Origin of the sequence: Exiguobacterium indicum HHS 31 (assembly GCF_001939065.1) — a bacterium.
GTDB lineage: Bacteria > Bacillota > Bacilli > Exiguobacteriales > Exiguobacteriaceae > Exiguobacterium_A > Exiguobacterium_A indicum.
This window is the reverse complement of the sequence record NZ_MPSZ01000001.1, coordinates 786779-813309: the sequence shown is the minus strand read 5'-3', so window position 1 is coordinate 813309 and position 26531 is coordinate 786779. Positions and strand designations below refer to the sequence as shown.

Genomic DNA, 26531 nt, shown 5'->3' with positions numbered 1-26531 from the left:
CCTCCTCCTCATCCTTCGAATGTGTCACGCATCCCTTTTGGATCATTGACGATGACGGCGTCGACACCGATTCGTTGCATCTGCCGGACATCCTCGACCGTCTTCGGAGTGTAAACCCGGACCGTGACGTCTTGCGCATGAGCGAACGCAACGTCCGCTTCCGTCACCCGTCGATAATCGGGATGGATACCGGTCGCACCAATTCGGAGGGCTTGTTCTTCCGGATGATAGATCGGATACGGATAGAGAATCGCTGTTTCAACGCGTGGGTCGAGCTTTTGGATCAAGGCAACCGAATAATGGTTGAACGAACTGAATAACAGCCGTTCGGTCGCGATGCCGTGTGCGGCACAGCGTTCAAGGACATACGCTTCAAGCCCGTCATAGCGGATCGTATCCGTCTTCAGCTCGATGTTGAGCCGCAGGGTCACTGGTGCAAGGATTGCGAGGACTTCGTCAAGCGTTGGAATCTTCGTCTTGATCGGTTCCCCTTTGAATCGTGCTCCAGCATCCAGCGCCTGCAGTTCAGCGACCGTCATGTCGATGACGCGTCCTGTCCCGTTCGTCGTTCGGTTGACGGTCTCATCGTGAATGATGACACCAACACCGTCCTTTGAGAAATGGACATCGAATTCGACCCCATCGACGTCGTCTTCAATCGCAGCAGCGATGGCTTCGAGCGTGTTCTCCGGAAAACGATCACTGACGCCGCGGTGTGCGAACCACAACATCAGAGTGCCTCGACGACACGCGTGTATTTCTTCGTCAAGTAGTTGACGAGTGGTGCGACAGAGATCGATTGCCCCGTTGCTGCTTCGATCAGTTCAGCCGGTGTCTTCGATTTCCCGTGACGGTGGATGTTCTCTTTCAGCCAGCCTTTGATTGGAGCGAGTGTTCCCGCCGCGATCAGACCATCGACGTTATCGACGTCACGACGAAGCGCTTCGTTGAGCTGTGCCGCATAGACGAGACCGAGCGCGTAACTTGGGAAGTAACCAAACGAGCCACCTGACCAATGGACGTCCTGTAAGACGCCTTTTGCATCACTCGGCACATCCACACCGAGATACTCTTTATAGAGACGGTTCCATTCTTGCGGGAGATCCTTGACTTCGAGCTCTTTCGTCATCAGGCGTTTTTCCAGCTCATAGCGGATGATGATATGAAGCGCATACGTCAATTCATCGGCTTCGATCCGAATCAGTGACGGTTTGACTTCATTGACCGCGGCATAGAAGCGTTCGAACGGGACGTCAGCCAGTGACGGAATCGCTTGTTGCAAGCCGTGATAACGTGCGTCGAGGAAACCTTGGTTGCGTCCGATAAAGTTCTCAAAGAACAGTGATTGTGATTCGTGAATCCCCATCGAAGCGCCGTCACCAAGACCGAGTGAATCGAGTTCCGGTTCGATCCCTTGCTCATACGTCGCGTGTCCGGCTTCATGCATCGTACCGAAGACAGAGTTCCGGTAGTCATTCTCATCGTATTTTGTCGTGATGCGTGCGTCCTTCCGGTTGATTGTCGTCTGGAACGGATGGACCGTCTCATCTAAACGACCAGACGTGAAGTCATAGCCGATATCGCGGAGCCATTCTTGGTTCAAGGCGATCTGTGTCTCGCGGTCCGCTGACCAATCAAGCGTCGGGAAGTCTTTTCCTTCGAGCTGACCGAGCAAACCAATGATTGCTTGACGAAGTTCTGCGAACAACGGATCGAGTGTCGCGACCGTCATCCCCGGCTCATAATCATGGAGCAATGCGTCATATGGGTGCGCGTCATAGCCCCAGTACTCGACGAACTGGCGCTCCATCGCGACGATTTTCTCGAGGTATGGTTCGAACATCGACCAATCGTTTGCGTCTTTCGCCTTTTCCCAGACGCTCTCTGCCTCAGAGATCAACGTGATGAACGTTTGGTACTCGGCTTCTGGAATCTTCGAGTCGCGATCGAATGCCTCTTTTGCTTTTGCGAACGAGATCGCTTCGATGCCCGTCAGCGTCTCTTGCTCCATTGCTGCTAGTAATTGTTGGTATGTTTCGCCTGTCCGGCGACGGAAGCTCTCTGTCGAGAGGAATCCGATCGACGCGGAACGGTTTGCTGCGCCTTGATCCGGCATGTATGTCCGCATGTCCCAGTAAAGTAATGCGACGGCTTCTTCGTATGCGCGAAGACCATCGAAATGGTCGCGCCATTGTTGTGTCGTTGACATGATTAAAAACCCCCTTGAAGTATGTAACAGTGTAACATTTTTAGCATATCACATAATGTTCAAAACTTTCACACACAAGTGATTTTTGAAACTTTTCCTGTCAGATGAGCGTATAATGGGTATAAGAAATGAAGGAGGAAAGGAAGTGACACCATTGAAAACTGACGCTGAGTTAGCGCAATTGATCCAATTGAAAGAAACAGGCTTCGTTTGTACGATCGAGCATCTTCCGAGTGAACTTGACTTAATCGGGACAGGACGAAGTGCGTTCGTCTTTCGCATCCGCGGAACAGATCGCGTCATCAAGAAATTTTACCCGTCGTTTCGAACGCTCGCTGATCTCGAAGGGAGCATCTACGCACAGTTGACTGATTTTCCGACGTATGCGCAAGTCTACGAATACGGTGCCGATTATATCGTGCTTGAATACATTGAAGGTCAAACGTTATTTGAATGTCTCGTCAGCGGGACGTTCATCCCAGAATCCGTCTTAATGACAGTCGATACGGCTTTAGCACAAGCACGATCCGTCGGTTTGAACCCATCAGACATCCATTTACGCAATATCCTTTTGACCGCTAACGGAACACGGATCATCGACGTCGCTCGGTTCCGTCAAACGGAACCGTGTACACAATGGGATGATTTGAAAAAGGCGTATCATTATATGTATGCAAAACCGTTCTTCCCGAAAAAGTTGAGCGAGACGTTCCTCAATACGATTGCCGACGTCTATAAGGGACGATTATTCGAATCGATCCGAAAGACCGGTTAAAAACTTAAAACGCGATGCTCCTCTTTATGAGGAAACATCGCGTTTTTTGACTTGAATTAAAGATTTTTTTTCATGTCATATGCTTCACGAAGCAGCCCATAGATCGCACAATCCTTATACTCTCCTGCTGCATTGCGGATCATCGCCCGTACCGTTCCCTCTTGAATCATGCCGACCTTCTGCATGATCCGCCCGGAAGCTGGATTGTCGATATTATGGGCTGCTGAAATTTTATGGATATGCATCTCTTGAAAACCAAAGGCAAGGACTGCAGTTAAAGCCTCACTACCGTATCCGTTATTCCACCAGTCGTATCCGATACAATAACCGACCTCACAGTGGTCCGTCGTCGCATCGAAAGCAAATAGATCGATGACACCAATCAACGTTCCACTGTGTTTCTCTTCTATCCCCCAATAGCAAAAGGTTTTCTCTTCGTAGGAAGCAAGGACTTCTGTTACGCGTGCTTTCGTCTGCGCCATCGTCTCGTGTGGTCCTTTGATCAAATGACGCATGACACGATCGTCCGATAACCAGTTTTGAAACATGGCTTCCGTATCTGACAGTTGAACCTTCCGTAATCGTAGCCGTTTAGTATGTAATGCTGGACTTCCTTGAAATTGAATCATGATAAATTCCTTTCTAAATTAGGTATTTGAAATAAAATCATTTCGAATAAACAAGTCGAAAGACGATCATACTGGCGACGGCTAAGAGACGTTCATTCGTGTCACAGTCAAAGACGAGTCGCGCTCCGTGTCGTGACCCCGTCGCGATACAGTCCCCGTTTTGATAGACACCGATTTTTCGCGTAAGCGTCGAGGACCGAATCTGATACGCCTGATCGGCATACGAGACGAGTAACACTTCTTGCAGTCGTAATTGTTGTCGCAGTGCCGCATCGGTGCGGATTGTTCCGACATCGCGTCCGTCTTTGCGAATCACAAAATGTGTCGTATTGCGTAGCCACTCCGTCCTTGTCTCTTTAATTTGTAATTTTTCCCCGTCTCCTTCGAATGTTACGTCGAGGAAAAATGATTCAAACTTTTCGAAGCGCGCAAGGATTGCCTGCCACCACGTGGCGTAACGACGTGAGAACGTCAGCCATCGTTCATGCGCGAGAAAGACCGTATTCGTCTTTCGGCTCGATCGGTCCGCCAAGCGAACGGATATCCCCTCTTCTACTCCCCGATAGCGTAAATCGCGCCGGATTTCCCACCATTCAATCCCGCCGGTCAAGAAAGCGACACCCATTAAACCGAGTAAGGCATAGAACTCCCGTGGAGCGAGGTCACCTGCTATCACGTAATTTCCTACAAAAGCGATCATACATACAAAAATCAATCCAAGACTTTTCATCATGAATTCTTCACACCTCCACTTTACATTTTTCCATAAAACGACAAAAAAATCCTCCTTTCCCGTAGAAAGGAGGATTCACTTATAAGGTTGCTGCGACTTCTTGTAAGTCATCCGCTGTCTCAGCAATCGCTTCTGCAATCTTACGCATCCCTTCGATCGTCCCTGCGACATCCTTCGTATCGGTCGATAGTTCATGAATTTGCCGCGAGACCGCATCCGTCTGTTCCGAAATCCGTGAAAAGGCACGGACGACTTGTTGCATCTCCGTCGTCGTTCGGACAACCGCCGTCTCCGTCGTTCCCATCCGCTCTGAGACGACGAGCATCTTTTGCGTAATTTCTTGGGCGATCCGCGACGTCTCGGCTGCCGACTGTTTACTCTCTTCAGCGAGTTTCCGAATCTCTTGCGCCACGACGGTAAATCCGCGCCCCATCTCCCCGGCACGCGCCGCTTCGATCGAGGCGTTCAAGCTGAGTAGGTTCGTCTGATCGGAAATCGTCGTCACCATCCCGGCGATCCGCTCGATTTCCTGCGACAGACGAGACAGTTCAGCGACTTGTTCAGTCGTCCGTGATAAATCCGCGACGACATGCTCAAAGCGACGTGTCTCCTCTTCGACAAGGACGACACCCGCTTCTGCTTCACTGACCGCTTCCGTCAACTGAATCGAAATCGCGTCTGTCGTCGTCGAGACGTGTTTGGCGTGCCGTTCAATCTCCTGGAAGTTCGCTGACGACTCTTCACTCATCGCAGCAAGTTCTTCCGTTGATTTTTGAACGCCATCTCCGACGTGCCGTTTGGCTGTCGCGATCGCTTGGCGTTCCTCATCGATTTGATCCTCATACATCGTCATGACGATTTGTTGCTCGAGGTTGAAGAGTTTCCCCGCTGCCCGCATGATCCGGACACGTTCTACTTCCGGCCAATCACTGTCGTCAATCTGTTCACTGAGGACGTTCCAGACTTTTTGAAAGGCAGCAATATACCATTTATTATGCAGCCCGATTTGAACATGTCGTTCAGCGATCCGGCGCCGGGCTTCGATGTAGTCCATCGTCACCTGACCATCGAACATTTGTAGGATATGCCGAGCGAGAGTGCCTTTCAATCGTTCGAGCGTCGAATGCTGTTCAATCAAATGCCGGAGTGACGGAACACGAACCAGCTCCTCGTAGAACGCGTCGACCATGCTCGGCATCCAACGGGATACATCTTCGCGGATGACCCGGACAATTTGTAAATCGACTGCTTCTAGACCGATTAAACGTAATTGTTCATGTAAGGATGTCGGAACATTCAACACGACATGAGCGCGTTCGTCTTCGATGCGCGCATCGAAGGACGGTGATGCTGATTTCGCGAACCATTTCATATGCTTCTCTCCCTCATTCATTTGTGAACTTCATTCCTTATATCGTCTAGATTCTCTGACAATTGAATGGAAAATCACAATAATTATGGCTAACCTAGATTAGTTTATTGATTGAAGTTAGCCTTTTTCCCTAACATCTAGTAGATATACGTTAGCTTATCGCCATATCTTATCGATTCGTGATCTCGTCGGTCAGAATTATCATCATGTTCATCATTGATCGAATGACACTTTTTTACTTTTTTGATGAACGCGATAAGTCCTCGGTCCATTAAACAAGACCCGCCTGCTTAGTAGATTGAACTACTAAGCAAAACGGGTCTTTCTATTAGCTTGACGGCAGGGTCAACTTGACATCCTGAATCTGATATTGGGCAGAACGCAAGATTTCAAGCGTAAACGCCTCATCTGCTACGATCGTTCCCTCTTCAAAAGCAGCCGTCTGTGATTGGATATACCCACCGATCGTGTCGACCGCCTCTGCTTCAGTGAACCGAAGACCAAATCGTTCTTCAATTTCAACTAATAGGACAGTACCCGCTAAGCGGTACGAGCCGTCCGGTAACTGTTCGATTTCGGCTTGCTCCGCTTCATCGAATTCATCACGGATATCACCGACGATTTCCTCCAAAATATCCTCCATCGTGATCAAACCGGATGTCCCACCATACTCGTCGATGACGAGAGCGATGTGTGACCGTGTCTGCTTCATCTTCAAGAGTGTTTCTTGCAGCGGTGTCAATTCCGAAACGACCGGCAACGGTTTAAGGAACGATGCAAGTTCTCGTTCGTCTTGTACCGCGTGATGGGCGAGCACTTCCTTGACGTTGATATAACCACTAATCCGGTCCTTATCCGTTCCTTCACTGACCGGGTAACGTGTATACGGATTATCAGACATCGTCTGTAATAGATTTTCCCAACTCATCTCGTCCGAAATGACCATCATGTTCATCCGTGGCACCATGATGTCGCGCGTGACACGCTCATCAAACGCAAAGACGTTTTGCATCAAGGCGAGTTCCGATTGATTGATCTCACCACTTTGAAAACTTTGTGCCATGATGATCTTCAACTCTTCTTCGGAATGGGCTTGTTCGTGACCGGCAGGTTTCACACCGAACATCCGCAAGAGGACACGGGCCGAACCGTTCATGATCCAGATGAACGGATACATGACTTTTCCGAATACATAGAGTGAAGGAGCTAGCAGTAACGTCATCCGTTCCGCATACTGGATCGCGAGCGTCTTCGGTGCAAGTTCTCCGATGACGACGTGGAGAAACGTCACGAAGATGAAAGCGATACTGTATGAGAGAATCGTTGACAGCGAAACGGCGACACCAAGTTCATCAAAGACCGGTGTCAACAATTTCTCGACGGTCGGTTTCCCGAGTGCACCCAGACCAAGTGCAGTGATTGTGATACCGAGCTGACAGGCCGACAAGTAATAATCGAGATCTCCTGCGACCTTCTTCGCAAGTACTGCTCCCTTTTTTCCTTCTTGCACCATCTGGTCGAGACGTGACATCCGGACTTTAACGACAGCAAATTCCGAACCGACGAAAAACGCGGTCAAACCAATCAATACGACGAGCAACAACAAATTCAGTGTTAAGACGATGTCCAACTTGTATCCCCCTAAAAGTGGGGGATCACCTCCTTTTGATTTCAAACTGTACAGTATAACGTGACACTTGATAAAAGTGTACGATGCTTTTTCTTCAAACGCAACCAATATCACTTCGTTGAAGTTCAGGCGACCATTAATCATGTACCTGTAATACTAGGTTTCTCTTATTTAGTTACCGGTTATATAAGAGCTATGCGCGTAAGAAACTTGAGATGAAGCTTTTACATTCATGAACATCTCGAACTTGAAAGACCAATTTGGGGAGAGGTAGTGCTTATTATGGAAAAGACAAACAAAGGCTTTTCGTCGTATTTCCGAGCGGAAGCGGACGGAGCAGGTCGTAACATCTCATGGAGCTCGATTTTTGCAGGTGTGGTATCATTTCTATCTTTATTGATCTTATTTAGTTTAATCGGTTCAGCGATCGGTCTCGGCGTCACGGACGTCACGTCAAATAACCCGTTCGATGGTGTTGGAACTGGCTTGATCATCTGGGCAATCCTTTCATTGCTCATCTCGCTGTTCGTTGCCGGATTCGTCTCCGGTGTGACGTCGGCACGTGCCGGTCTCGTCCACGGTTTCTTGACATGGTCGACGAGCGTCATCCTACTGTTCGCTCTCTTGACGTTCACGACGGTCAATACGTTACAATCGGTCGGCTCACTACTCGGTACGGTCGGTGGTGCGGCTGGTAACGGCATCGGATCCGTTGCTTCGACGGCGCAAGACGCTGCGACGAAAGGATTCGATTCGATTACGAAAAACGTGTCACAAGTTGATACGAAAGAACTTGAAGGGAACGTCGACGAAATCTTAAAAGATACGGACATCAAAGAATTGCAACCAGGTTACTTGCAGAACGAACTTGACGCTGTTCAAGAAGACGTCACGGCTGCTGGTAAGGAAGCGATCACGAAACCAGAGAACTTCGATACGATCGTCCAGGATCTTGGTGATTCGTTGACAGCACGAGCTGAAAAAATCGAGAAATCAGTCGATGAAGATAAAATCGCTGATGCTGTTGCGAAAAACACCGATTTGACAGGTGCTGAAGCGGAAGAAGCGACGCAAAACATCGTTGATGGTCTCAACACGGCAACAAAAGAAACGACGCAACAAATTGAGACTGCTAAACAAACGCTTGATGAAACATCCGCTGACCTTAAGAAAACGGTCCAAGATGTCCGCGAGCAAACAGAACAAGCGACACAAACGGCGTCAAAAGTTTCAATCTGGGCGTTCGTCGGACTGCTTCTGACTCTTATCTTCACGTCATTCGCAGGAATCGTCGGCTCACGCGTCGCAACACGCGGTCGTGTCATGAATAAATAATGATTCTTCCTTAACTGATTCCGCCTTCGCGGAGTCAGTTTTTTTGTGCGGTAAGACAATCTGATTGACTACATTTGAAATTTGCTGTTACAGTGTTACCTAACGACCGTTAGGAAGGTGATTCATCTGAAAGCCCAACAATTGTTACAGACGAGCATCCATCATTTTGCTGCGCACGGCTATGAAGGGGCATCGTTGCAAGAAATTGCGACAGAGGTTGGCATAAAAAAGCCATCGATCTATGCGCACTATAAAGGGAAGGACGACCTGTTCCTGCAAGCGACGACGTACGCCTTGCAAGAACAAAAGCGCCGCTTTGCGACGTATTTCACGAGTACGCGGCAGCAGCCGCTCGAGCAATCGCTGCACGGCTTCTTCGATTGGTTCATTTCGGAACAGCAAGACGATATCCTGATGCGATTCATCCTTCGGGCTGCCTATTTTCCACCGGAGAAGCTCGAACAAGAAATGACGGACCGCTTCAATCCGTTTTTCGATTCACTGCACGATCTATTAACGCGATTACTACGCGAACGAGACCGAACGGAAAAGATTCTCTATTCGACGGATTACAAAAGTGCCGCTCTCGCCTATCTGACGGTTGCGGAAGGTACGCTGACGGAACTCGTCTACAACGGTGTCGACGCGTTTCACGCTCGACAGCAAGCTGTCTGGCCGATCGTCTGGCGCGGTATGTCAAAAACGATTTAATTCTATTGAGGTGAACTATGCAAAACAATACATTGATTTTAAGTACACTCCTGCTCAACTTATTCATCGCCTTTTTAGGTATCGGACTCGTCATTCCCGTCACACCGACAATCATGAACGAGTTGAACATCTCCGGGGCGACAGTCGGTTACATGGTTTCCGCCTTCGCCTTTGCGCAACTAATTCTTTCACCACTCGCGGGACGTGCCGTTGACAAGTACGGACGTAAACCGATGATCATCATCGGTTTATTCATCTTCAGCATGTCCGAGCTCTTATTCGGTCTCGGTCAAAGCGTCGAAGTCCTGTTCGCGTCACGGATTCTCGGTGGTGTCAGCGCTGCTTTCATCATGCCAGCCGTCACGGCATTCATCGCTGATATCACGACGAACGAAACTCGTCCGAAAGCGCTCGGATATATGTCTGCTGCCATCTCGACCGGTTTCATCATCGGACCAGGGATTGGTGGGTTCCTCGCTGACCTCGGCTCGCGGACACCGTTCTTCTTTGCTGCTGCGTTCGGTTTAACAGCGATGGTGTTATCCGTCTTTACGCTTAAGGAACCGGAACGTCATTACGAGACAACGACTGTCAAACAACAGACCGGTTTCCGGAAAATCTTCAGTCCGCTCTATTTCATCGCTTTTCTTGTCCTATTGATCTCATCGTTCGGTCTCGCCTCGTTTGAGTCGTTGTTCGCCTTGTTCGTCGACCGGAAGTTCGGCTTCACGGCGAAGGACATTGCGCTTGCGATTTCTCTCGGTGCGATCGTCGGCGTCATCGTCCAAGTCGGACTGTTCGATCGTTTGACGCGCTGGTTCGGTGAGATTCGCTTGATCCGATACAGCTTGATCGGTTCGACACTGCTCGTCGTCTTGATGACGTTCGTGACGAACTATCTCTCGATCATTCTCGTGACGATGGTCGTCTTCGTCGGTTTCGACTTGATGCGACCTGCTGTCACGACCTATCTTTCGAAGATTGCCGGAAATGAACAGGGATTCGTCGGCGGAATGAACTCGATGTTTACGAGCATCGGCAACATTCTCGGACCGATCGTTGGTGGACTACTGTTTGACGTCAATTTGAACTATCCGTTCTATTTCGCGACAGTCATGCTCGCAGTCGGCATTTTACTGACGTATTTCTGGCGTGCACCACGCGCTGAAGCAACCGAAGCAGATCGATTGTCTTCTTAAAAAACAGCCCCGTTTCCATCACTGGAAGCGGGGCTGTCGTTATGTCAGTAACAATTCCTTTAATCGACCGGGCGACGTTACGGTATACGTCGCAACGGTCTCATTTGGTCGGTTGCTTATCAAACACGTCTTGATACCGGCACGATGTCCGGCTAAGACATCGAGTTCCCGGTCTCCAATCATGATCGTTTCGTCTCGTGCCATCTGATGCCGATTGACTAAATACGTGACAGCTTCCGGATCCGGTTTTCGGGCGAATCCATCCGGTGCCGTCAACACATCTTGAAAATGATGCGTCAACCCATGTTTTGCAAGCAACGCATGAATCGATGTTCCGCGATGGGTGACGATATGATGCGTCGCACCTCTCGTCGATAACGCCTCTAACAGTTCACGGATTCCGAGAAACGGTTCAGACTGTTCTTGTTCAATCATCATCTTTTGTTGCTTGTAGTTCAGAATGAATGCTTCAGACACATCAAACGTATCATACGTCGTTTTTGCTGAAATCGCCATCAGCTCTGCTACTTGCTCGCGTTCGACCGTTCGCCCCTCACGCTCGAGTAATTCCACGAACACATCGACTAACACCGGATACGTATCAAACAAGGTGCCGTCAAAATCCCAAATGAAATGTTTCAACATCTGCCTCTTCCTCTCCCACTCTCTTGACGCCGACAAAGACGGCTTGCCCGTCCATCTCGACTTTCCATTTGCTATGATCAAGACCTTCACCAGAAATACGGATTCCGACCTGCCCGGGACGACCCATCTCGTGTCCTTGTTCGACGATGATCGCTGTTTCCGTTTCAAGTGGCTGGATGAATTTTCGATAATAGACACCCATCACACCACTCGCCGTTCCCGTAACCGGATCTTCGACGCTACCTGCCCCCGTTGCTGAGAAGTGACGTCCATGCATCGTCGCTTGTCGGTCATATGTATCGAGACAAATCGGATGAATCGAGGCTTGTGGGAGATCGGTCAACACGGTGGTAAAGCGTTGGTTATCCGGCACCATCCGGTGAAAGTCCTCAAGTCGACGAATCGGGAGGAGCAGTGTCCAGTTCCCAGTACTGCCGTATACGATTGGCCATCGGTCATCGAGATGTGTCAATTCGAGACCAATCGCGGCTAGAACGTGCTTTATGTCACCGTCAAACTGATGTAATTGTGGTTGTCCCTGTTGCAAGCGAAACATTCCGTTCGCTAAACGCATCACGGGCAAGATGCCTGACTTTGTCTCGATCTGACATGCCGCAGATAAACGGATCTTTGAATCAAGTGCCGTTAATGCAGCGATCGTACCATGTCCGCATAAGTCCATTTCCCGTTCCGGTGCAAAGTAGCGCATGCGGTAGTCCGCTTGCTCGGATGACAAGACGAACGTCGTCTCGGTAAAGCCATTCGTACGCGCGATTCGTTGCATTTCCGACTCAGTCAATTGATCGGCGTCTAAGACGACCCCAGCTGGATTACCGCTTCCTGGCATCGTTGTGAACACATCATAATGTAGCGTCTTGATCATTTTTTTACTCCTCTCTTTTCTAAATAGCGTTCAACGGATCGTAATGAGTCTTCTAAGTGTCCACCATGACTCGGATCGGTCTCTGTCCCAATCAATGAAATCGCTGCATGCTCCACTCCGAGATTGATAGCATGATATGCCGGGAAATCCACGAGTGGGGCTGCATCGGCTCGTGTTGCTGTCCAACTATCTGTCGACCAGTCTTTATATGCCCAACCAATCGGCTGACGCGCTTGTTCACCGAACAGACGAACCAGCTGCGCGAGTACCGTTTCCTTGATTTCCGCCTCGGTCAATAATCGTCGTTCACGTGCCGGTGTCCGGAAAAAACCGAACAACGCTCCCGGTCCATCTTGTGGGGAAGCGTCATGAATCTCTTGCACCATCCCAGTCCAGCTGATTGCCTGACCGGACCAGCCCGAATCACGCCAAAACGGTTTCTCGTAAAAAATCAGACATTTCGCTTGCTGCGCCATCCAAGTCGGTAATGCTTCAAGTTCACCCAGAACTGCTTCAGGTAAAGATGGTACAAATGATAGTGTTGCCGCTAGACGCGGTGGTAATGCGAGAACGATCTCATCGAACGGTTGACTCTTCCTTCCTGAACTGACGATAATCCGATTCATGACATCAATCTGGCTGATGGGAGACTTGAGTCGAATCGTTCCCGGTGTGAGTCGTGCAGCAAGTGCCGTAGCAACGGAGCGGATTCCGTCACGAAGGCGAAGCGCCGTCGGTTGATTCGCAACCACATGCGACTCGATTCCGTCAGCCCGTTCGAGTCGAAGCGCACCCGTCGTGTATTGTTCCAGTGTCGGTAAATCGAATCGATGGATCAAATCAACCATCAGTGGTTCACTGTCCGGCCAAAACCAAGTCGGTCCAAGATCAAACGCATATGCTTGTCCGGCTAGGTTGAAATCGACCGTCTCAATTCTCCCACCGATTCGGTCGCGTGCTTCATAGATCGTCACGTCGTGTCCAAGCTCCTGCATACGCGTCGCGAGATATAAACCACTGATTCCTGCTCCAATAATGGCAACGTTCATTTTACTTCATCCTCTCGATTTGAGATGCTTGCTTTAGTATACCGGAACACGCGAAAAAACAAGGACGTGACGTCCTTGCCTTAGGATGATTGCATTTGCTGCCAGTCGTCTTCTTCACCAATTGATTGAACCCATTCGATCGGAACATACAAGGATCGGGCAATCGCTTCGTCCGTCTTCCCCAGTTTTCGCAACAGATGGACGATCCGAATCCTACGTTCGAGCTCCCGGTTATCCGGTATCAGTTCAGGCATCATCTTCTCTTCTCCTTTCCACTGAATCGGCGATGGCGTTTTCAACAGAATACCCCATAACTATCTGAATATTCCGATTGATGTGCAGAAGCGAGAATTTTTGATAAAGTTCAGGGATAGATAACAGAAAGGAATTCATCGCTTTTTGTAGAAACATATTGAATAGGCGCAACAATAGGATTTCTTGCGTCAACCAAACAGAATAGGAGTATGCATATGATTAAACATAACGCACTATTTCGTCTGTCGATCGGCTTGTTGCTAACTGGTGTCTTTGGCGGTATCCTTTTAGATGCCATCGGCTTCTTTCCGCACACGACAGCTTACATATTAAGCATCCCGATTGCTTCGAATAGCACGGATTTTTGGCTAGGATGGATTTTATCCGGTATGACGATCACTGGGCTGGTCACGCTTTTCTTATCCTTACGTCATCATCAGGGATTGAAGACGTTCGTCTGTCTCATGGCTGTCATTTTGACACCTTACGTATTTTAATGTTCACGTAGGCTTCAAATGACTGATCCCAAAAAATGACGCGTCTTTTCACGCCCTTTCCTCAGGCGAGACACAAGTCAGTTTTCTCGCTCCGTTCGAGCAGGAAAACGGGTCTTGTTTGTCTCTGACAGCGCAAAATCGCGCTTTTTCCTGTAGGAGTGGCGTGTAATGCGTCATTTTTTTATATCCGGAAGAAGGATCAGAGAAGCGTTTTGTTCACTCGACATCGCTTCCTAGGGAAAAACAAGCAGGAGCGACCCTGCAGCGAAGCGAAGCGGCTCGATGCTTGTCCCAGGAAAACGATTCGAGATGAACAAAAAAAAGCGCAATCCTTTTTGTTAAAAGAAAAATTACGCTTTGTCTTCAGTCTGAGGAGTTGACTTTTGAGTCAGCTCCATTTTTTACATATATGACGTAAAGTCTACTTTACAAAATGTAAACCCAACTTTACAATGTAAACAACTGGAAAGGAGGTCGTCAGATGAAACTGACGAACCATGTCCGCCTCTATCGTCAACAGCACAAGTGGACACAAGAGCAGTTCGCTGAACGAATCGGTGTGACACGACAAACTGTCATCTCACTTGAAAAAGGAAGCTATACGCCGTCGCTCTTACTCGCGATGCAGATTGCCCGCGTCTTTGATTGCCCGATCGAGGAACTATTTCAATTAGAGGAGGAATCCTGATGAAACGTGTCGTCACTCAATCTTTACTTAATTGTTGTCTCTACTTTTTAGCTGCTTATCTCATTAGTGCCATTCATGCGAACCTACAACTATTTCAAGATGATCCGGTATCCGGTACGGGATTGTCGCTGGAATTGAATCTAATGAGTGTCCTTCCAGTGCTAGTGATTGCGATTGTCCTTTCGATCGTCAGCTATTTCTTACGAGAAGACCGTACAAGTTCGTTTGCAACAGCAGAATTTTCCGACTCCGACGAACGTGAGGCACTGATCACCGGTAAAGCAACTCGTGCAGCGTATGTTGCTTTCATGATCAGCCTTCCCGTCCTAATGATTGCCTTTTTGTTCGAGCAACCGTTACTTCAACTGTATCCAGCATTTCCGTTCTATGCGATTGCTCTTGTCTTATCGATCGGAACACTTACGTACATGTCGGCTTGGATTGTGCACGTCCGGCGTTAAAGTCGCTTGACGAAGAAGTATTGAGATTGTCCAATCGATGGATGATCGGTCAGTCGTCCATACTCTTCATAACCATGCTTGCGGTAAAAGTCTGGTGCTTGAAAATCAAACGTGTCCAAAAGAATTTTCGTACACCTTGCTTCCTTCGCATATCCTTCGATAGCTTGCAGCAGGCGGGTTCCGACACCTGCCTGTCGTGCTGTATCGCTCACCCAAAGGAACTGGACATGAATATGTTGCCAACCGTAAGACGCGGTAATTCCTCCGATGCATTCGCCCTTCTCGTTAGATGCTGTAAAACAAAGTTCTTCCGATTGTTCATATAAGGCTTTAGGAACATGTTGCCGATTGTAGGCAATCAATTGCTCGCGGATGAATGTCCTATCTTCCTTCGTTCCAGTTTGAATTTTCATTTCTTCTCTCCTTAAATTTACAAATGATACCATCCCTGCCATAATGATAGCATATTCCATCTAGAACGGAGGATTACATATGCAGACGATGCACCACTCGTTCGATACACAACGGTACCAGATTCGACCGGCTCGACTCAGTGACGCTGAAGCCCTCGCTGAACTCCGCCAAACACTCGATGCGGAAACGGAATACTTCGACCGAATGCCTGGTGAGGACGTGATGACCGCGACGGATTTCGCAGATCAGTTACGCGATTACTCGGTTCCGGATCGTATCCTCGTCGTCGAGCGCGATGGACGACTCATCGCCTACGCCCGGTGTCGTGGTTTTCATTTAAAACGTTTCGCGCACAAGGCATCATTTGGACTCGGTGTACTTCAATCCGACTGGGGGCAAGGAATCGGTACCCAACTGATGGAACGGATCGTTGCTTGGGCAAAAGCGCAATCCCTGCAAAAAATTCAGCTCGAGGTTGTTGAGACGAACCTCAGCGCCATTCGCCTCTATCAGAGACATGGATTTCAAGAAGAAGGACGACTGCGTCATGACCGGTTACTATCGGACGGTTGCTTTTACGATACGGTTCTGATGGGCTTACAGCTATGAGTCTTTCGTTATCGATTGCGACATATAACATTTGGCATCATCCGCACAAACGACAAGAACGGTTCGAGGCGTTGTGCGCGGAGATCAAGCAACACCAACCGGACATTCTCCTCCTACAAGAAGTCATGTCGACATTTCATCCGGATGAACCATTTATTTCGATCGCCGAGCACCTCGCAGAGGCGACCGGTTATCCGTATATGATGATGGATCCTTATATGGATTCACCGGATGAAGGACTTGCCATCCTGACGAAATTGCCGTTTGAACGAACGGATTCGAGTGCCGCTGCGACAGCAAACATCAACCACCACTGTGCGATTCGGATCCCGTTTTCGATTGAGGGTGTTCGTTTTGCCGTGACGAACATTCATTTCAATTGGCGTGCTTCAGACATTCGACTCGATCAACTTCGATTCGTCAACGAATGGATTGCCTCACAGACAGATGATACGACGATCGAGTTCTTAGGCGGTGACTTTAATGATGGTCCAAACTCCGCTCTGCATCAAGCTGCGCTTAAGGAGTGGGTCGATCTTGCTGGCAGTTTTGCCGCTCGTACAGGACAAATTGCCGCCGCGACGCTTGATTCCGTGATGAATCCGTACGTAAGGAAGAATGACGGCATCACAAGCCCCGTTCGATATGATTGGTTACTCTGTCAGCGTTCGCTTTCACCCGTGACCTTACAGCACGTCCAGCTGATCGGCGAACATCGACTGCCGCATCACCTTGTACCGAGCGATCATTACGGTGTCCTCGCTCATGTGACGCTACACTAAGACAACAGGTCTACACCCCTTACGGGTGCAGACCTGTTGTTTATTTTTTATATTCTTTTTCGGTTCCGTCTGAGAATTCGATTTCAACCTCTAAGCGAGAAGCATCTTGGATCGCAAACACACGTTCAACCTCACTGATGACCTCATTCTCAGATGTATCCGCATCAATCTTTAAGTTCTTGAACTTCGCGTCGAGTTCCGCCATCGCGTCGTCTCCTTGCTTTTGCTCCCCTTTATAGCGATATTCCGCTTCCGTTCGGTCATTATCCCGGTCATAACTAATATCAATGGCATCGTTATCCCCTTCAACGTCCGCTTCAATCGACAGACTGTTGAAGCCATAATCCGTGTCGGCATTTTTTGTCACCGTATCTTTGTCTTGCATCGTGTCGTCGGTCGTGTTCGAATTCGTTGATCCGTCTTCGACCTTGTCCGTTGACGCTTCGTCATTTCCGCAACCCGCCAGCATTAAACTCATGGCGAATAACGTTGCGACACCGTATCCTGTTAAACGTTGTCTCTTCATTCCATCACATTCCCTTCTGCTGGAATCGGATGCTCATTTAACATCTTCGCAAAATGGTATAGGTTGGCAGCTAAAAACTGTGCGTGTCGCTTCGTAAAATCGTTGTTCCGTCCTGCTTCGATGTACGATGGCCCGGGTCCCGCTTCACCGACCCAGTAAGCATCGACGTTCGGCGGAATCGTAAAGCCAATGTGCGACAGACCGTACAAGATGGAAGCAGACGCATGTTTAGCTCCATCTTCATTCCCCGTGACGATGACGCCACCGACCTTGTTGTAGTAGATCGCTTGTCCAAGATCGTTCGTCAGACCGCTTCCTCCGTATAATCGTTCAATGACTTGCGTCGCAACACTACTTTTTTCTCCCAGCCAGAGCGGGGTCCCGATGACGACGATGTCGGCTCGTTTCACCTTTTCAAAAATAACGGGCCATTCATCCCCGTTGCCTTCGTCTTCCGTGACGCCGAACGCGACTTGATGATCGACGATGCGGACAATTTCAGAAGTGACGTCCTCTTGTTTCCAATATGCGATCACGTCACGGATCAGCGCCTCCGTATTCGATGGTTCACCTGAAGCTTTTAAGGTGCAGTTTAAAAATAAAGCGTGCAACATCCGTCCATCCTCCTCCGTCATTTAAGGTGACATCATTCGTCTTTAGTACTTTCCTTCTTCCATCGACGAATAAACTAAAAAACCTTCGCTTCAGCGAAGGCGGGTCATGGTAGAAGAATTGAATTGAACAATCAAACGCGGAAACATCACTACATTACCGGAGGTCATTTCGTCGCTCCAACAACAACGTGTCTCGCCAAACACCATGATGCTGTGCGATGGCACGTCGTCGACCGACTAGTTCGAACCCAAGTCGCTCATGCAGCCGTCTGCTTGCGATGTTTTCTGGAAACATGTGTGATTGAAGCGTCCAAATCCCGTTGGCGTCCGCATAGGTGATTAATGCCTCTAGTAAGAATCGTCCACCGCCGAGTCCTCGAGCGGAACGCTCTAGGTATATACTGATTTCTCGTACGCCACGATAGACATGACGTTCAGAAACACGTCCCAGTTTAGCCCAACCAATCACTTTTCCAGCTTGCTCTAGGACGAATCGTTCAGATTGCATCAGCGTTGTCCACCACTCTTGCTCATGAATCATCGTTTCGAACGTCGCGTTTCCTTCTTCTACTCCTTGACGATAGATAGCTATCACAGTGCTACGATCTTTCTCTTCCATCGAACGAACAAGCATCGAATTCCCCCTCCCTGATTTACAATTGAATATGAGAAAATCATATATTTATTATTTGCAATTTGCAAGTTTATATCGTATAACTGATTCATAAGCAAAATAGAGAAAGGAGAGCTATACATGAATGAAACTCGTGAACTATTTCAAACGTTCACCCGGCGCTTCGGATTATTGAATAAGAATTGTTGCGCCGTCCTAGAAGAAGAAATTTCTCTCGTTCAAAGCCATCTGCTGTATCAGGTTGCCAAACATCCTGACTCCGCAATGCAAGAAATTGCGGACCAACTCGCTCTTGATATCACTACGTTCAGCCGACAAGTGCAAACATTGATTAAGCGGGATCTACTCGTAAAGCGTCCCGCGATCAACGATCGGCGAATTCACCTACTTCGCCTGTCCGAGAAAGGATTGCGTGTTGCTCAAGCCATTGACGAAGAGATGAACACGTATCTTGATTCTATCTTCTCATCAATGACTTCGTTCGAAAAAGCACATGTCCTCCAGGCAATCGACTTGCTGAACACGAAGATGGGCGAGAGTGACGTCTGCTGTAAACCATGTCTCTAATACTTGCAACTTACAAATAAAAAGGAGGTTTTATTCATGTCATACGCTTCTTCCCACCCCATCGTCATCATCGGTGCCGGTCCGATCGGTCTTGCAGCTGCAGCTCAACTTGTAGTGGAAGGTCAATCGTTTTTACTATTTGAGAAAGGTCCTTCGATTGCCCACCATATCAAACAATGGGAGCACGTCCGGATGTTTTCGACGTGGCAATACAATATTAGTGACGCAGCACGTCACTTGCTCGAGCTGACGGAATGGATCGCACCAGCAAACGATGCTGTGCCGACCGGAACTGAATTGATCAAACAATACCTTGCCCCACTTGCTGCATTACCGGAAATTGCTCCCTCTCTACATTTCCAACATAAGATTCTCTCGATCTCACGGGCAGGTCTAGACAAGATGACAAATGCCTCACGTGAAGTAACGCCGTTCGAATTAGTCATAGATACGCCGAATGGTCGTAAACATATTCTCGCTCGCGCGGTCATCGATGCGTCTGGTGTCCTCGGGCGACCAAACCCTGCAATCAGTTCCGGGCATCGAGTCGAAATCGAGCAGAACTTACCTGTCCGGTATTCGATCGTAGATGCGAAACGTGATACTGTTGTTTTCGCTAATCAATCCGTCGCTGTCATCGGTAGCGGGCACTCGGCTTTGAACTCGCTCCTTGAACTCGTTTCCATTAAAGCACAACATCCTGAAACGGAGATTCATTGGATCCTTCGCAAATCGGACCCCGTTCAAGCCTACGGAGGAGAAGATAAAGATGCACTTGAAGGTCGCGGGGCACTCGGTTCGCGTATCCGTCAGCTCGTTGAACGAGATCAGATTAAGATTCATTCCAGTTTCAAGACCCAATCCATTGAATCGAAAGGAAAGTCGTTTGACATCAATGCTATAGATGGTCGGTCCCTTCATCACATCAATCAGCTGATCGTCAACGCAGGAAGTCGACCCGACTTCTCGTTCCTCGAGGAAGTACGACTTGATATCGATCCTGTCACCGAGAGTAGTCGAATACTTGCTCCTCTGATCGATCCGAACCTTCATAGTTGCGGGACTGTCCGTCCACATGGGGAAGCGGAGTTACGTCATCCAGATCACGGACTTTATCTGGTCGGTGCGAAGAGTTACGGTCGTGCTCCGACCTTCCTGCTTGCGACCGGTTATGAACAAGTTCGATCAGTCGTTGCTTTTCTTGTCGGAGACGAGGCACGTGCCAAGCAGGTCAAGTTATCATTACCGGAGACGGGTGTGTGCAAAGTTTCCCTGCCACAATCATCGACTTCCTGTTGTTCTTAAAAATATACATCGGACCAGTCTTAGACAGGTCCGATTTTTTCTGCCAACTCAATGATCACACCTTCCGGTCCCCTTACGTAACATAGGCGATACTCATTTTCGTAATTCGCAACGTCGCCAATCGACTGATATCCATTGTCCTCTAACTGTTCGAGGAGTGTATCAAGTCCTATCACTTCAAAACAGAGATGACGCAATCCACCTGTGTGGACAGATTGGATCACGGAAGTCGTGTCGCGTGGGTGTTTAAATCGAACGAGTTCGAGCCAGATTGGTTCACCTGGTAATCCGAGTGCAACACAATCCGTCTCCGCTCTCTCTAGATTCAATAATCGATCGAGTATTTCTCCTTTCATCTCCCATCGTCCGCGTACTTCGAGACCACAAAGCGAAAAAAAGTGAATCGCTTCTTCTAAATTCACGACGTTCAGGCTGATATGATCCGTTCGTTTAATCGGCATCCGTCACTCCTCCTCAAGTGTGTCAAAATGTTGTCAAACCGTTGATAGACTGCACATCAAGAGCGTTTCGACGTGGTGTCTGAAGTTTGTATCGTCAGTAAAATATAAGTATGAAAGGTCGTGTCCACTTACGAAAGGGAGTCGAAACAACATGGAAGACGTTAACCTTCTCGTTCTTGCGACCCAGTACATGTTTTGGGTCGGATTTGTCGGAATGGCCGCCGGTACGCTCTATTTTCTCGTCGAACGAAATTCCCTCGCCCCGGAATACCGCTCGACCGCAACAGTCGCTGCACTCGTCACGTTCGTCGCCGCGATTCATTATTATTTCATGAAGCAAGCTGTCGGGGAATCCGGTTTGTTATCGGAGATCGATGGCTTTCCGACTGAAATCCGCTACATCGATTGGCTCGTCACGACCCCTCTCTTGCTGATCAAGTTTCCGCTGTTACTCGGTTTAAAAGGTGGGAAAGGACGTTCCCTTCTGACGAAACTCGTCATCGCGGACATCATCATGATCATCGGTGGTTATATCGGAGAGTCCTCCATCAATCTGACGGGTGGCTTCACACAACTCGGTCTTTGGGCATACGTCGTCGGTTGTATCGCATGGTTTTATATCATTTATCTCTTGTTCACGAACGTCACGAAAGCCGCTGAAGATAAGCCTGCCCCAATTCGCAAAGCCTTGCTGCAAATGCGATTGTTCATCTTGATCGGATGGGCGATCTATCCGGTCGGTTACGCCGTCACCTTGTTTACACCCGGCATCGAGGTGCAACTCGTCCGCGAATTGATCTATAACTTTGCGGACTTGATCAACAAGGTCGGATTCGGTCTGATTGCCTTCTTCGCTGTCAAAACGATGTCTGCTACGAAAAATTTAAAATCGACTTAATCAAAAGACCGGATGTTTTGAGCATCCGGTCTTTATTTGAACTGATGTTGTTGTTCATATGAGATATCTTCATTTTTGATGACATCACCCGCTAACTCGATATCATTTTCACGAAATTTCAACATATAGATCATGTTCGGTTCATTCGCGAATTCGACTTCAATCATATACGGATTTGCTGCCGATTCGTATGAAAACTTCTGTGGTCTCATCGTATATGCTTCACCTGGAAACTGGCGTGCTAGTTCTACTTTTGCGAGCTTCGTATTCTCAGCAATCTGTTGATTAACGAGCGTCGGTCGGATGTACCAGAAGGAACTGCACCCGATTGCCACCAAACCAAGTAAAATCAAGCCATATCGCTTCCATCGCTGCGGCAGGAATATCACGCCGCAGCCGATTACGAGTAGTGTAAAAACGATTGTCATCCCTTCCAGTATAAAACTAGGTACCATCTTATCCACTCCTTTCGTTCTATCCTCGACTAGAAAACCGTGGTATGATCAATTCCTATGACAAAAAATAGGAGGTCTATGATGCGAAAAATCATCTTGATTGGTTCTGGTGGGTCCGGTAAATCAACGCTCGCCCGTGAGATGGGCAAAAAACTCAGTTATCCCGTCGATCACCTCGACACCTTATTATGGCGCCCGAATTGGGAGGCGGTTTCGCGTGAGGAGCAACGCCAGATTCAACACACGCTCACGTCACGCGACACCTGGATCATCGACGGCAACTACGGTGGAACGCTTGATATCCGAATCAATGCCGCGGATACGATCATTTTCCTTGATTTACCGCGGACACTCTGTCTGTACCGGGCGCTGAAACGGACCTGGCGCTACCGCAAAACCGGTCGACCGGATATGGCAGCAGACTGCCCGGAGAAACTATCGTTCGATTTTCTGAAATGGATTTGGCGTTTCCCGATCGATAAACGACCGAATATCCTCTCAACGCTTACAGCGACGTCCGATAAACAGGTCATTCATTTGACGTCCCGCCGTGCTGTCAAACAGTTTCTTCAATCTTTACCTGAGGCGTGATAACGTCCGTTCGTAACCGACCGTACATCCGTGCATCATGCGACCTTTCGCCTTGATAGAGATAGCCGCGTAAGACGCCTTCAAACGTAAATCCGAGTTTTTCGAGTAAGCGATAGGACGCTTCGTTCTCAAGAAATGTCACCGCACCTAACCGATGAAGCGCCAATTCTTCGAACGAAAACCGGATGACTTCTTGAACAGCTTCCGATACATAGCCTCGTCGCCAAAAATCTGGATGTAATTCGAATCCGAGTTCGGCTTTTTTCGCATATGGACTCCAGTTATTGAGTCCGACCGTTCCAATGAACCGCCCTGTCGAACGGTCGATCATGCCCCATCGGATTCCTCGTTTCATAGAAAACGTTTGATCAAATGAATGGATGATCTGACTTGCTTCCTCAAGAGACGTGAGCGGATCAATGCCATAATATTGAGTCACGCGGGAATCAGATAAGATCGTATACAAAGCATCGACGTGACTTTCCGTAACGCGAATCAAATCCAGCCTATTGGTCGATAACGATTGAAAGTTCATATGTATGCCTCCTAAAATATAGTATTCAGATACATACGACGCGTTTCCATGAATCCCCTTCTTTTCTCATTTATTCCTACAAAAAACGACCTCGATCATGTCTCCATCGAGGTCGTTTTTAATCTTATACTGTAAATCGTCCGGTAACGTGTTTTAAATCATCCGCCATCGTTGCGAGTGATTGGGACGCGGACGCAATCTCTTCCATCGACGCCATCTGTTCCTCGGTCGAAGCGGAGATGTTTTGCGTTCCGGCAGCAGTTCCTTCCGTCACTGCTTGAATCGTCCGCATGACAGAAGCAATCTGTTCACTCGCTGCCGCCATTTCCTGAACGGCACCGGATACCTCCTCGACGTGCCCTGTCACGTCGGTGATGGCTGTCTCGATTTCCGCAAACGAGTTGCCTGCCCGATCGACGACAGCGATTCCACTCGTCATCTCGGTTGAGACTTTTTCCATCGAGACAACCGATGCTTCCGTCTCTTGTTGGATGACACGAATCAACGACTCGATCTGTTTTGCCGAGACTGCGGACTGCTCAGCGAGCGTTTTGACTTCCGCTGCGACAACGGCGAATCCGCGTCCTTGTTCGCCGGCGCGCGCTGCTTCGATTGCTGCGTTTAACGCGAGCAAGTTCGTCTGCGCCGCGACACCTTTGATCGAATCCGTAATTTGTCCGATTTCCTGAGATCGGTTACCGAGACCATCGATGACGTGGCTGAGGCGCGAGACGTCTTCTTGAATCCGTCCCATCTGTGTCCCCAGTGTTCCGACGACTTGACCACCGAGTGCGACTTTCTCCATCGCATCAGCTGTGCGTTCCGTCATCTGCTGCGCATTTCCAGCGACGTAACGGACAGATGTCGTTAATTCTTCGATCGTCCGTGAAGCATCGGACACTTGGTGCAGCTGCTGGCTCGCACCACTTGCCATCTCTTCCATCGTCACAGCGACCATCTCGGTTGCTTTCGTCGTCGACTCTGCGTTGACGCTGAGTTCATCTGAAGCAACAGCGACACGCTCTGCTGTTCCCGTCAATTCTAAAACGACTTGTTGTTGTGACGCGATCATCTCATTAAAGGACGTCGTCAATTGACCGAGTTCGTCTTTAGAATCATAATCGCCACGAACCGTCAAATCACCGTTACCCGATTGGTCCATCCAGCCTTGTAATCGACGAATCGGACGGGTAATCAGACGCGTGATGTATAAAGCAAGTCCCACGAATAGGACGACACCTAATAAGATAATCCCGAGCATTAAGTAAAAGGCGGTCTGTTTTTCTGACTGATTTTGAGCGTTCAGATCCTTCGCCTGTCTCGTCATCGAAGCCATCAACGACTTCGCTGAACTGGCAACATTGTCCCGGACTTGCTCCAAACTCTCCGAGTAGGCTTTATAAGCCTCTTCGTTCTCATTTCGCGTCGCGGCATCTTGGACGAGGCTCATCCCGTTATCATAGGCTAGGACGTTATCTTTTAAGTCTTCTAATTGTTTTTTTGACTGTGCGGTAAATCGTCCTGTATCTTCTACCTTATTGAGCGATGAACGGATTTGCGCTTGTCGCGTATCGATATCCGCCTGCAGTTCACCGATTCGAGTCTCGTCCTTCGTCAAAATCATCTCGACTAAAAAGGAATCGAGTGCCCGTGTATCGATTCGGATCTGTGCCACCTCTTGAATTGGTATCAGATTTTCTTGATACATCGTGCGTGAAGCATTCGACATCTGATTCAAGAAATAGAGTCCTGCTCCTGCGATTAAGAGCATTGAGATGATTGCTGTCGCAATCAATACTTGAATCTTCCGTCTGACTGACATGTGTTTCATTCCATCCCCTCCCGTTTTTTTATCGGTTCAGGATTAAAATAGTTGATTGATTTTTCAATATTCCTATATTTTGATGTGCTCAAGCAAAGCCCTGCCGTACGACTTTCTCTCTCGTGTTCGATATAATCAGCATACAGCAGGTGAAGAAAGGATGGATTCCATGCAACGTGTAGCCAATGAGATCACACAATTCCGCGGCAGTCATTATGAGTTCGGTCGCGAACAAGGGCGTTACGTCAAACGAAACCAGTTGCTCCATAACCGGGAGGACAACTGGAAGATCCGTGTTCCGCGCTTTCAAGTCGATCCGGTCGAGACGAAGGAGATGTTTCTCCGGTACGCCCCGCATATTTGGGACGAGTTACTCGGACTCCAGGACGAACTTGAACTGTCGCTTCCGGATACGTTACTCCATTTCGGGCATTACCGGGTCGAAGGACCGAAAAGTGGTTGTTCGATCATGACCGGTGATAATTTCCTCGTCCGTAACTATGATTACCATCCGATGACATATGATGGTCGATTTTCCGTCTTTCAACCGAACGATGGCGGATCAGCGATCATCGGTCCGGCATCACGGGTAACCGGTCGAATGGACGGGATGAATGAACATGGTCTTGCGATGGGCTACAACTTCATCAACCGTCGCCGTCCGGGCGATGGGTTCGTCAGTTTCATGATCGGGCGTATCATCCTCGAGATGTGCACGTCGGTCGACGACGCGATTTCACTCGTCAAGGAAATTCCGCATCGCGGATCGTTCACGTACGTCGTCCACGATAAATCGGCGCGTTCGTTCGTCATCGAGGCGACGGCACGCGACGTCCAAGTGCGGGAATCGAACATGTGCACCAATCACTTCGATTTGCTGCAACACGAAAACCGCTATCATCTGGATGACTCGAAACGTCGGATGATGGAGTTGAAGACCCATCAACACATGATTCAAGATGCGGAGTCCGCTTTCCGACTACTCAACGATACCGATAAAGGCGTCTTCGCTGATTTATATGCCCAGTGGGCGGGAACGATTCATACGTCTGCCTACTTCCCGGAAGAGTTGAAGGTCTGGTTCGCGCTCGGTGGTGATCAGGAACCAGTCACGTTCGACTTTGCCGACTGGCTCGCTGGCAATGACTTTACAGCAAGCGAGATCACGGGAGAACTGGAGACGAATATCCAGTTCGCGAATACATTACAGACGTGGCGTTAAACGAAAAAGCTTCCTCCTGCTTGCG

32 protein-coding genes are annotated in these 26531 nt (G+C 48.8%); 14 read left to right on the top strand and 18 right to left on the bottom strand.

Translation table 11 applies throughout. The annotated features are described in order from the left end of the window. Positions 1-8: 8 nt before the first annotated feature. Both N179_RS04400 and N179_RS04395 read right to left on the bottom strand, forming a co-directional pair. Complete coding sequence (locus N179_RS04400) at positions 9-731, bottom strand: glycerophosphodiester phosphodiesterase (protein WP_074668473.1); 723 nt, start codon at positions 729-731, stop codon at positions 9-11. Continuing rightward, on the bottom strand, positions 731-2209 hold the full coding sequence (locus N179_RS04395) for a carboxypeptidase M32 (RefSeq protein WP_023468283.1): 1479 nt from the start codon (positions 2207-2209) through the stop codon (positions 731-733). Before N179_RS04395 ends, N179_RS04400 begins: the two co-directional genes overlap by 1 nt. A 145-nt stretch (positions 2210-2354) precedes the next feature. On the opposite strand from N179_RS04395, the gene N179_RS04390 reads away from it, so the two are divergent. After that, positions 2355-2984 carry a serine/threonine protein kinase gene (locus N179_RS04390; protein ID WP_244150207.1) on the top strand — a complete coding sequence of 210 codons (630 nt, stop codon included), beginning with the start codon at positions 2355-2357 and terminating at the stop codon, positions 2982-2984. Positions 2985-3040: 56 nt separating this feature from the next. Here the strand turns inward: N179_RS04390 and N179_RS04385 are convergent, their stop codons facing one another. The 4 genes from N179_RS04385 to N179_RS04370 form a co-directional block, all read right to left on the bottom strand. After that, positions 3041-3613 (bottom strand): GNAT family N-acetyltransferase, encoded by a 573-nt coding sequence (locus tag N179_RS04385; RefSeq protein WP_075642326.1) that lies wholly within the window; start codon positions 3611-3613, stop codon positions 3041-3043. Positions 3614-3650: 37 nt separating this feature from the next. Then, the gene (locus N179_RS04380; protein ID WP_075642325.1) at positions 3651-4346 is read right to left on the bottom strand and encodes a hypothetical protein; all 696 of its coding nucleotides are present in this window, start codon (positions 4344-4346) and stop codon (positions 3651-3653) included. Between the two features lie 79 nt (positions 4347-4425). Then, positions 4426-5718: a globin-coupled sensor protein gene (locus N179_RS04375; RefSeq protein ID WP_075642324.1), complete on the bottom strand. Its 1293-nt coding sequence runs from the start codon at positions 5716-5718 to the stop codon at positions 4426-4428. Between the two features lie 328 nt (positions 5719-6046). Then, the gene (locus N179_RS04370) at positions 6047-7348 is read right to left on the bottom strand and encodes a hemolysin family protein (RefSeq protein WP_075642323.1); all 1302 of its coding nucleotides are present in this window, start codon (positions 7346-7348) and stop codon (positions 6047-6049) included. Between the two features lie 282 nt (positions 7349-7630). On the opposite strand from N179_RS04370, the gene N179_RS04365 reads away from it, so the two are divergent. From N179_RS04365 to N179_RS04355, 3 genes are all read left to right on the top strand, one after another. Beyond that, positions 7631-8683 carry a YrzE family protein gene (locus tag N179_RS04365; RefSeq protein ID WP_075642322.1) on the top strand — a complete coding sequence of 351 codons (1053 nt, stop codon included), beginning with the start codon at positions 7631-7633 and terminating at the stop codon, positions 8681-8683. Positions 8684-8800: 117 nt separating this feature from the next. Beyond that, on the top strand, positions 8801-9394 hold the full coding sequence (locus N179_RS04360; protein ID WP_244150206.1) for a TetR/AcrR family transcriptional regulator: 594 nt from the start codon (positions 8801-8803) through the stop codon (positions 9392-9394). A gap of 17 nt (positions 9395-9411) precedes the next feature. After that, positions 9412-10593: an MFS transporter gene (locus N179_RS04355; RefSeq protein ID WP_035397418.1), complete on the top strand. Its 1182-nt coding sequence runs from the start codon at positions 9412-9414 to the stop codon at positions 10591-10593. A 39-nt stretch (positions 10594-10632) separates the two neighbouring features. Here N179_RS04355 and N179_RS04350 read toward each other — a convergent pair whose 3' ends face one another. The 4 genes from N179_RS04350 to N179_RS16875 form a co-directional block, all read right to left on the bottom strand. Beyond that, a complete protein-coding gene (locus N179_RS04350) occupies positions 10633-11238 on the bottom strand; it encodes an HAD-IA family hydrolase (RefSeq protein WP_058265929.1) in 606 nt (201 codons plus the stop codon). Beyond that, on the bottom strand, positions 11210-12121 hold the full coding sequence (locus tag N179_RS04345; protein ID WP_075642321.1) for a PhzF family phenazine biosynthesis protein: 912 nt from the start codon (positions 12119-12121) through the stop codon (positions 11210-11212). The genes N179_RS04350 and N179_RS04345 overlap by 29 nt, the downstream gene beginning before the upstream one ends. Beyond that, positions 12118-13170, bottom strand: a complete 1053-nt coding sequence (locus N179_RS04340; protein WP_075642320.1) for a flavin monoamine oxidase family protein — start codon at positions 13168-13170, stop codon at positions 12118-12120. The genes N179_RS04345 and N179_RS04340 overlap by 4 nt, the downstream gene beginning before the upstream one ends. 80 nt (positions 13171-13250) lie before the next feature. Further along, positions 13251-13469 (bottom strand): hypothetical protein, encoded by a 219-nt coding sequence (locus N179_RS16875; RefSeq protein ID WP_143404455.1) that lies wholly within the window; start codon positions 13467-13469, stop codon positions 13251-13253. A gap of 171 nt (positions 13470-13640) precedes the next feature. On the opposite strand from N179_RS16875, the gene N179_RS04335 reads away from it, so the two are divergent. From N179_RS04335 to N179_RS04325, 3 genes are all read left to right on the top strand, one after another. Beyond that, complete coding sequence (locus tag N179_RS04335) at positions 13641-13922, top strand: hypothetical protein (RefSeq protein WP_075642319.1); 282 nt, start codon at positions 13641-13643, stop codon at positions 13920-13922. Positions 13923-14403: 481 nt separating this feature from the next. After that, positions 14404-14610 carry a helix-turn-helix transcriptional regulator gene (locus N179_RS04330; protein WP_023468270.1) on the top strand — a complete coding sequence of 69 codons (207 nt, stop codon included), beginning with the start codon at positions 14404-14406 and terminating at the stop codon, positions 14608-14610. Beyond that, positions 14610-15071, top strand: a complete 462-nt coding sequence (locus tag N179_RS04325; protein WP_058713068.1) for a DUF2178 domain-containing protein — start codon at positions 14610-14612, stop codon at positions 15069-15071. Before N179_RS04330 ends, N179_RS04325 begins: the two co-directional genes overlap by 1 nt. On the opposite strand, the gene N179_RS04320 is transcribed toward N179_RS04325, so the two are convergent. Beyond that, complete coding sequence (locus N179_RS04320; protein WP_058713067.1) at positions 15068-15484, bottom strand: GNAT family N-acetyltransferase; 417 nt, start codon at positions 15482-15484, stop codon at positions 15068-15070. The genes N179_RS04325 and N179_RS04320 overlap by 4 nt on opposite strands. Positions 15485-15563: 79 nt before the next feature. Between N179_RS04320 and N179_RS04315 the strand changes: the two genes are divergently transcribed. After that, entirely contained in the window at positions 15564-16094 is a 531-nt protein-coding gene (locus tag N179_RS04315; RefSeq protein WP_075642318.1) for a GNAT family N-acetyltransferase, read from the top strand. Then, positions 16091-16876 carry an endonuclease/exonuclease/phosphatase family protein gene (locus N179_RS04310; protein ID WP_075642317.1) on the top strand — a complete coding sequence of 262 codons (786 nt, stop codon included), beginning with the start codon at positions 16091-16093 and terminating at the stop codon, positions 16874-16876. Before N179_RS04315 ends, N179_RS04310 begins: the two co-directional genes overlap by 4 nt. A gap of 40 nt (positions 16877-16916) precedes the next feature. Here the strand turns inward: N179_RS04310 and N179_RS04305 are convergent, their stop codons facing one another. The 3 genes from N179_RS04305 to N179_RS04295 all read right to left on the bottom strand — a co-directional run bounded on the left by N179_RS04305 (position 16917) and on the right by N179_RS04295 (position 18650). Next, complete coding sequence (locus N179_RS04305; protein WP_075642316.1) at positions 16917-17402, bottom strand: YusW family protein; 486 nt, start codon at positions 17400-17402, stop codon at positions 16917-16919. Next, positions 17399-18016, bottom strand: a complete 618-nt coding sequence (locus tag N179_RS04300) for a flavodoxin family protein (RefSeq protein ID WP_075642315.1) — start codon at positions 18014-18016, stop codon at positions 17399-17401. The genes N179_RS04305 and N179_RS04300 overlap by 4 nt, the downstream gene beginning before the upstream one ends. 154 nt (positions 18017-18170) lie before the next feature. Continuing rightward, positions 18171-18650, bottom strand: coding sequence for a GNAT family N-acetyltransferase (locus tag N179_RS04295; protein ID WP_075642314.1), 480 nt, complete (start codon positions 18648-18650; stop codon positions 18171-18173). Between the two features lie 120 nt (positions 18651-18770). Here N179_RS04295 and N179_RS04290 point away from each other — a divergent pair, with 120 nt between their 5' ends. Both N179_RS04290 and N179_RS04285 read left to right on the top strand, forming a co-directional pair. After that, the gene (locus N179_RS04290) at positions 18771-19217 is read left to right on the top strand and encodes a MarR family winged helix-turn-helix transcriptional regulator (protein WP_055968020.1); all 447 of its coding nucleotides are present in this window, start codon (positions 18771-18773) and stop codon (positions 19215-19217) included. A gap of 36 nt (positions 19218-19253) precedes the next feature. Next, positions 19254-20522, top strand: coding sequence for an NAD(P)-binding domain-containing protein (locus N179_RS04285; RefSeq protein WP_083639905.1), 1269 nt, complete (start codon positions 19254-19256; stop codon positions 20520-20522). Positions 20523-20542: 20 nt separating this feature from the next. Here the strand turns inward: N179_RS04285 and N179_RS04280 are convergent, their stop codons facing one another. After that, the gene (locus N179_RS04280; RefSeq protein WP_075642312.1) at positions 20543-20983 is read right to left on the bottom strand and encodes a VOC family protein; all 441 of its coding nucleotides are present in this window, start codon (positions 20981-20983) and stop codon (positions 20543-20545) included. 151 nt (positions 20984-21134) lie between these two features. On the opposite strand from N179_RS04280, the gene N179_RS04275 reads away from it, so the two are divergent. Continuing rightward, positions 21135-21881: a bacteriorhodopsin gene (locus N179_RS04275; RefSeq protein WP_075642311.1), complete on the top strand. Its 747-nt coding sequence runs from the start codon at positions 21135-21137 to the stop codon at positions 21879-21881. Positions 21882-21913: 32 nt separating this feature from the next. Here the strand turns inward: N179_RS04275 and N179_RS04270 are convergent, their stop codons facing one another. After that, a complete protein-coding gene (locus N179_RS04270) occupies positions 21914-22336 on the bottom strand; it encodes a hypothetical protein (RefSeq protein WP_143404454.1) in 423 nt (140 codons plus the stop codon). Between the two features lie 81 nt (positions 22337-22417). On the opposite strand from N179_RS04270, the gene N179_RS04265 reads away from it, so the two are divergent. After that, positions 22418-22927, top strand: coding sequence for a DNA topology modulation protein (locus N179_RS04265; protein ID WP_075642309.1), 510 nt, complete (start codon positions 22418-22420; stop codon positions 22925-22927). Here N179_RS04265 and N179_RS04260 read toward each other — a convergent pair. Next, a complete protein-coding gene (locus N179_RS04260; protein WP_075642308.1) occupies positions 22893-23462 on the bottom strand; it encodes a GNAT family N-acetyltransferase in 570 nt (189 codons plus the stop codon). The genes N179_RS04265 and N179_RS04260 overlap by 35 nt on opposite strands. Positions 23463-23586: 124 nt before the next feature. Further along, positions 23587-25293 carry a methyl-accepting chemotaxis protein gene (locus N179_RS04255; protein WP_075642307.1) on the bottom strand — a complete coding sequence of 569 codons (1707 nt, stop codon included), beginning with the start codon at positions 25291-25293 and terminating at the stop codon, positions 23587-23589. Between the two features lie 160 nt (positions 25294-25453). Between N179_RS04255 and N179_RS04250 the strand changes: the two genes are divergently transcribed. Next, positions 25454-26506 carry a C45 family autoproteolytic acyltransferase/hydrolase gene (locus tag N179_RS04250; protein ID WP_023468255.1) on the top strand — a complete coding sequence of 351 codons (1053 nt, stop codon included), beginning with the start codon at positions 25454-25456 and terminating at the stop codon, positions 26504-26506. The last annotated feature ends 25 nt before the right edge of the window (positions 26507-26531 follow it).

Bases quoted from the DNA above. Each gene is read 5' to 3' on its own strand.
- N179_RS04290 (WP_055968020.1), top strand. From the start codon at position 18,771: ATGAATGAAACTCGTGAACTATTTCAAACGTTCACCCGGCGCTTCGGA.
- N179_RS04340 (WP_075642320.1), bottom strand. From the start codon at position 13,170: ATGAACGTTGCCATTATTGGAGCAGGAATCAGTGGTTTATATCTCGCG.
- N179_RS04260 (WP_075642308.1), bottom strand. From the start codon at position 23,462: ATGAACTTTCAATCGTTATCGACCAATAGGCTGGATTTGATTCGCGTT.
- N179_RS04265 (WP_075642309.1), top strand. From the start codon at position 22,418: ATGCGAAAAATCATCTTGATTGGTTCTGGTGGGTCCGGTAAATCAACG.
- N179_RS04315 (WP_075642318.1), top strand. From the start codon at position 15,564: ATGCAGACGATGCACCACTCGTTCGATACACAACGGTACCAGATTCGA.
- N179_RS04310 (WP_075642317.1), top strand. From the start codon at position 16,091: ATGAGTCTTTCGTTATCGATTGCGACATATAACATTTGGCATCATCCG.
- N179_RS04380 (WP_075642325.1), bottom strand. From the start codon at position 4,346: ATGATGAAAAGTCTTGGATTGATTTTTGTATGTATGATCGCTTTTGTA.
- N179_RS04355 (WP_035397418.1), top strand. From the start codon at position 9,412: ATGCAAAACAATACATTGATTTTAAGTACACTCCTGCTCAACTTATTC.
- N179_RS04275 (WP_075642311.1), top strand. From the start codon at position 21,135: ATGGAAGACGTTAACCTTCTCGTTCTTGCGACCCAGTACATGTTTTGG.
- N179_RS04280 (WP_075642312.1), bottom strand. From the start codon at position 20,983: ATGCCGATTAAACGAACGGATCATATCAGCCTGAACGTCGTGAATTTA.
- N179_RS04400 (WP_074668473.1), bottom strand. From the start codon at position 731: ATGTTGTGGTTCGCACACCGCGGCGTCAGTGATCGTTTTCCGGAGAAC.
- N179_RS04335 (WP_075642319.1), top strand. From the start codon at position 13,641: ATGATTAAACATAACGCACTATTTCGTCTGTCGATCGGCTTGTTGCTA.
- N179_RS04325 (WP_058713068.1), top strand. From the start codon at position 14,610: ATGAAACGTGTCGTCACTCAATCTTTACTTAATTGTTGTCTCTACTTT.
- N179_RS04350 (WP_058265929.1), bottom strand. From the start codon at position 11,238: ATGTTGAAACATTTCATTTGGGATTTTGACGGCACCTTGTTTGATACG.
- N179_RS04330 (WP_023468270.1), top strand. From the start codon at position 14,404: ATGAAACTGACGAACCATGTCCGCCTCTATCGTCAACAGCACAAGTGG.
- N179_RS04285 (WP_083639905.1), top strand. From the start codon at position 19,254: ATGTCATACGCTTCTTCCCACCCCATCGTCATCATCGGTGCCGGTCCG.
- N179_RS04365 (WP_075642322.1), top strand. From the start codon at position 7,631: ATGGAAAAGACAAACAAAGGCTTTTCGTCGTATTTCCGAGCGGAAGCG.
- N179_RS04320 (WP_058713067.1), bottom strand. From the start codon at position 15,484: ATGAAAATTCAAACTGGAACGAAGGAAGATAGGACATTCATCCGCGAG.
- N179_RS04395 (WP_023468283.1), bottom strand. From the start codon at position 2,209: ATGTCAACGACACAACAATGGCGCGACCATTTCGATGGTCTTCGCGCA.
- N179_RS04250 (WP_023468255.1), top strand. From the start codon at position 25,454: ATGCAACGTGTAGCCAATGAGATCACACAATTCCGCGGCAGTCATTAT.
- N179_RS04270 (WP_143404454.1), bottom strand. From the start codon at position 22,336: ATGGTACCTAGTTTTATACTGGAAGGGATGACAATCGTTTTTACACTA.
- N179_RS04345 (WP_075642321.1), bottom strand. From the start codon at position 12,121: ATGATCAAGACGCTACATTATGATGTGTTCACAACGATGCCAGGAAGC.
- N179_RS04385 (WP_075642326.1), bottom strand. From the start codon at position 3,613: ATGATTCAATTTCAAGGAAGTCCAGCATTACATACTAAACGGCTACGA.
- N179_RS04295 (WP_075642314.1), bottom strand. From the start codon at position 18,650: ATGCTTGTTCGTTCGATGGAAGAGAAAGATCGTAGCACTGTGATAGCT.
- N179_RS04255 (WP_075642307.1), bottom strand. From the start codon at position 25,293: ATGAAACACATGTCAGTCAGACGGAAGATTCAAGTATTGATTGCGACA.
- N179_RS04305 (WP_075642316.1), bottom strand. From the start codon at position 17,402: ATGAAGAGACAACGTTTAACAGGATACGGTGTCGCAACGTTATTCGCC.
- N179_RS04300 (WP_075642315.1), bottom strand. From the start codon at position 18,016: ATGTTGCACGCTTTATTTTTAAACTGCACCTTAAAAGCTTCAGGTGAA.
- N179_RS04375 (WP_075642324.1), bottom strand. From the start codon at position 5,718: ATGAAATGGTTCGCGAAATCAGCATCACCGTCCTTCGATGCGCGCATC.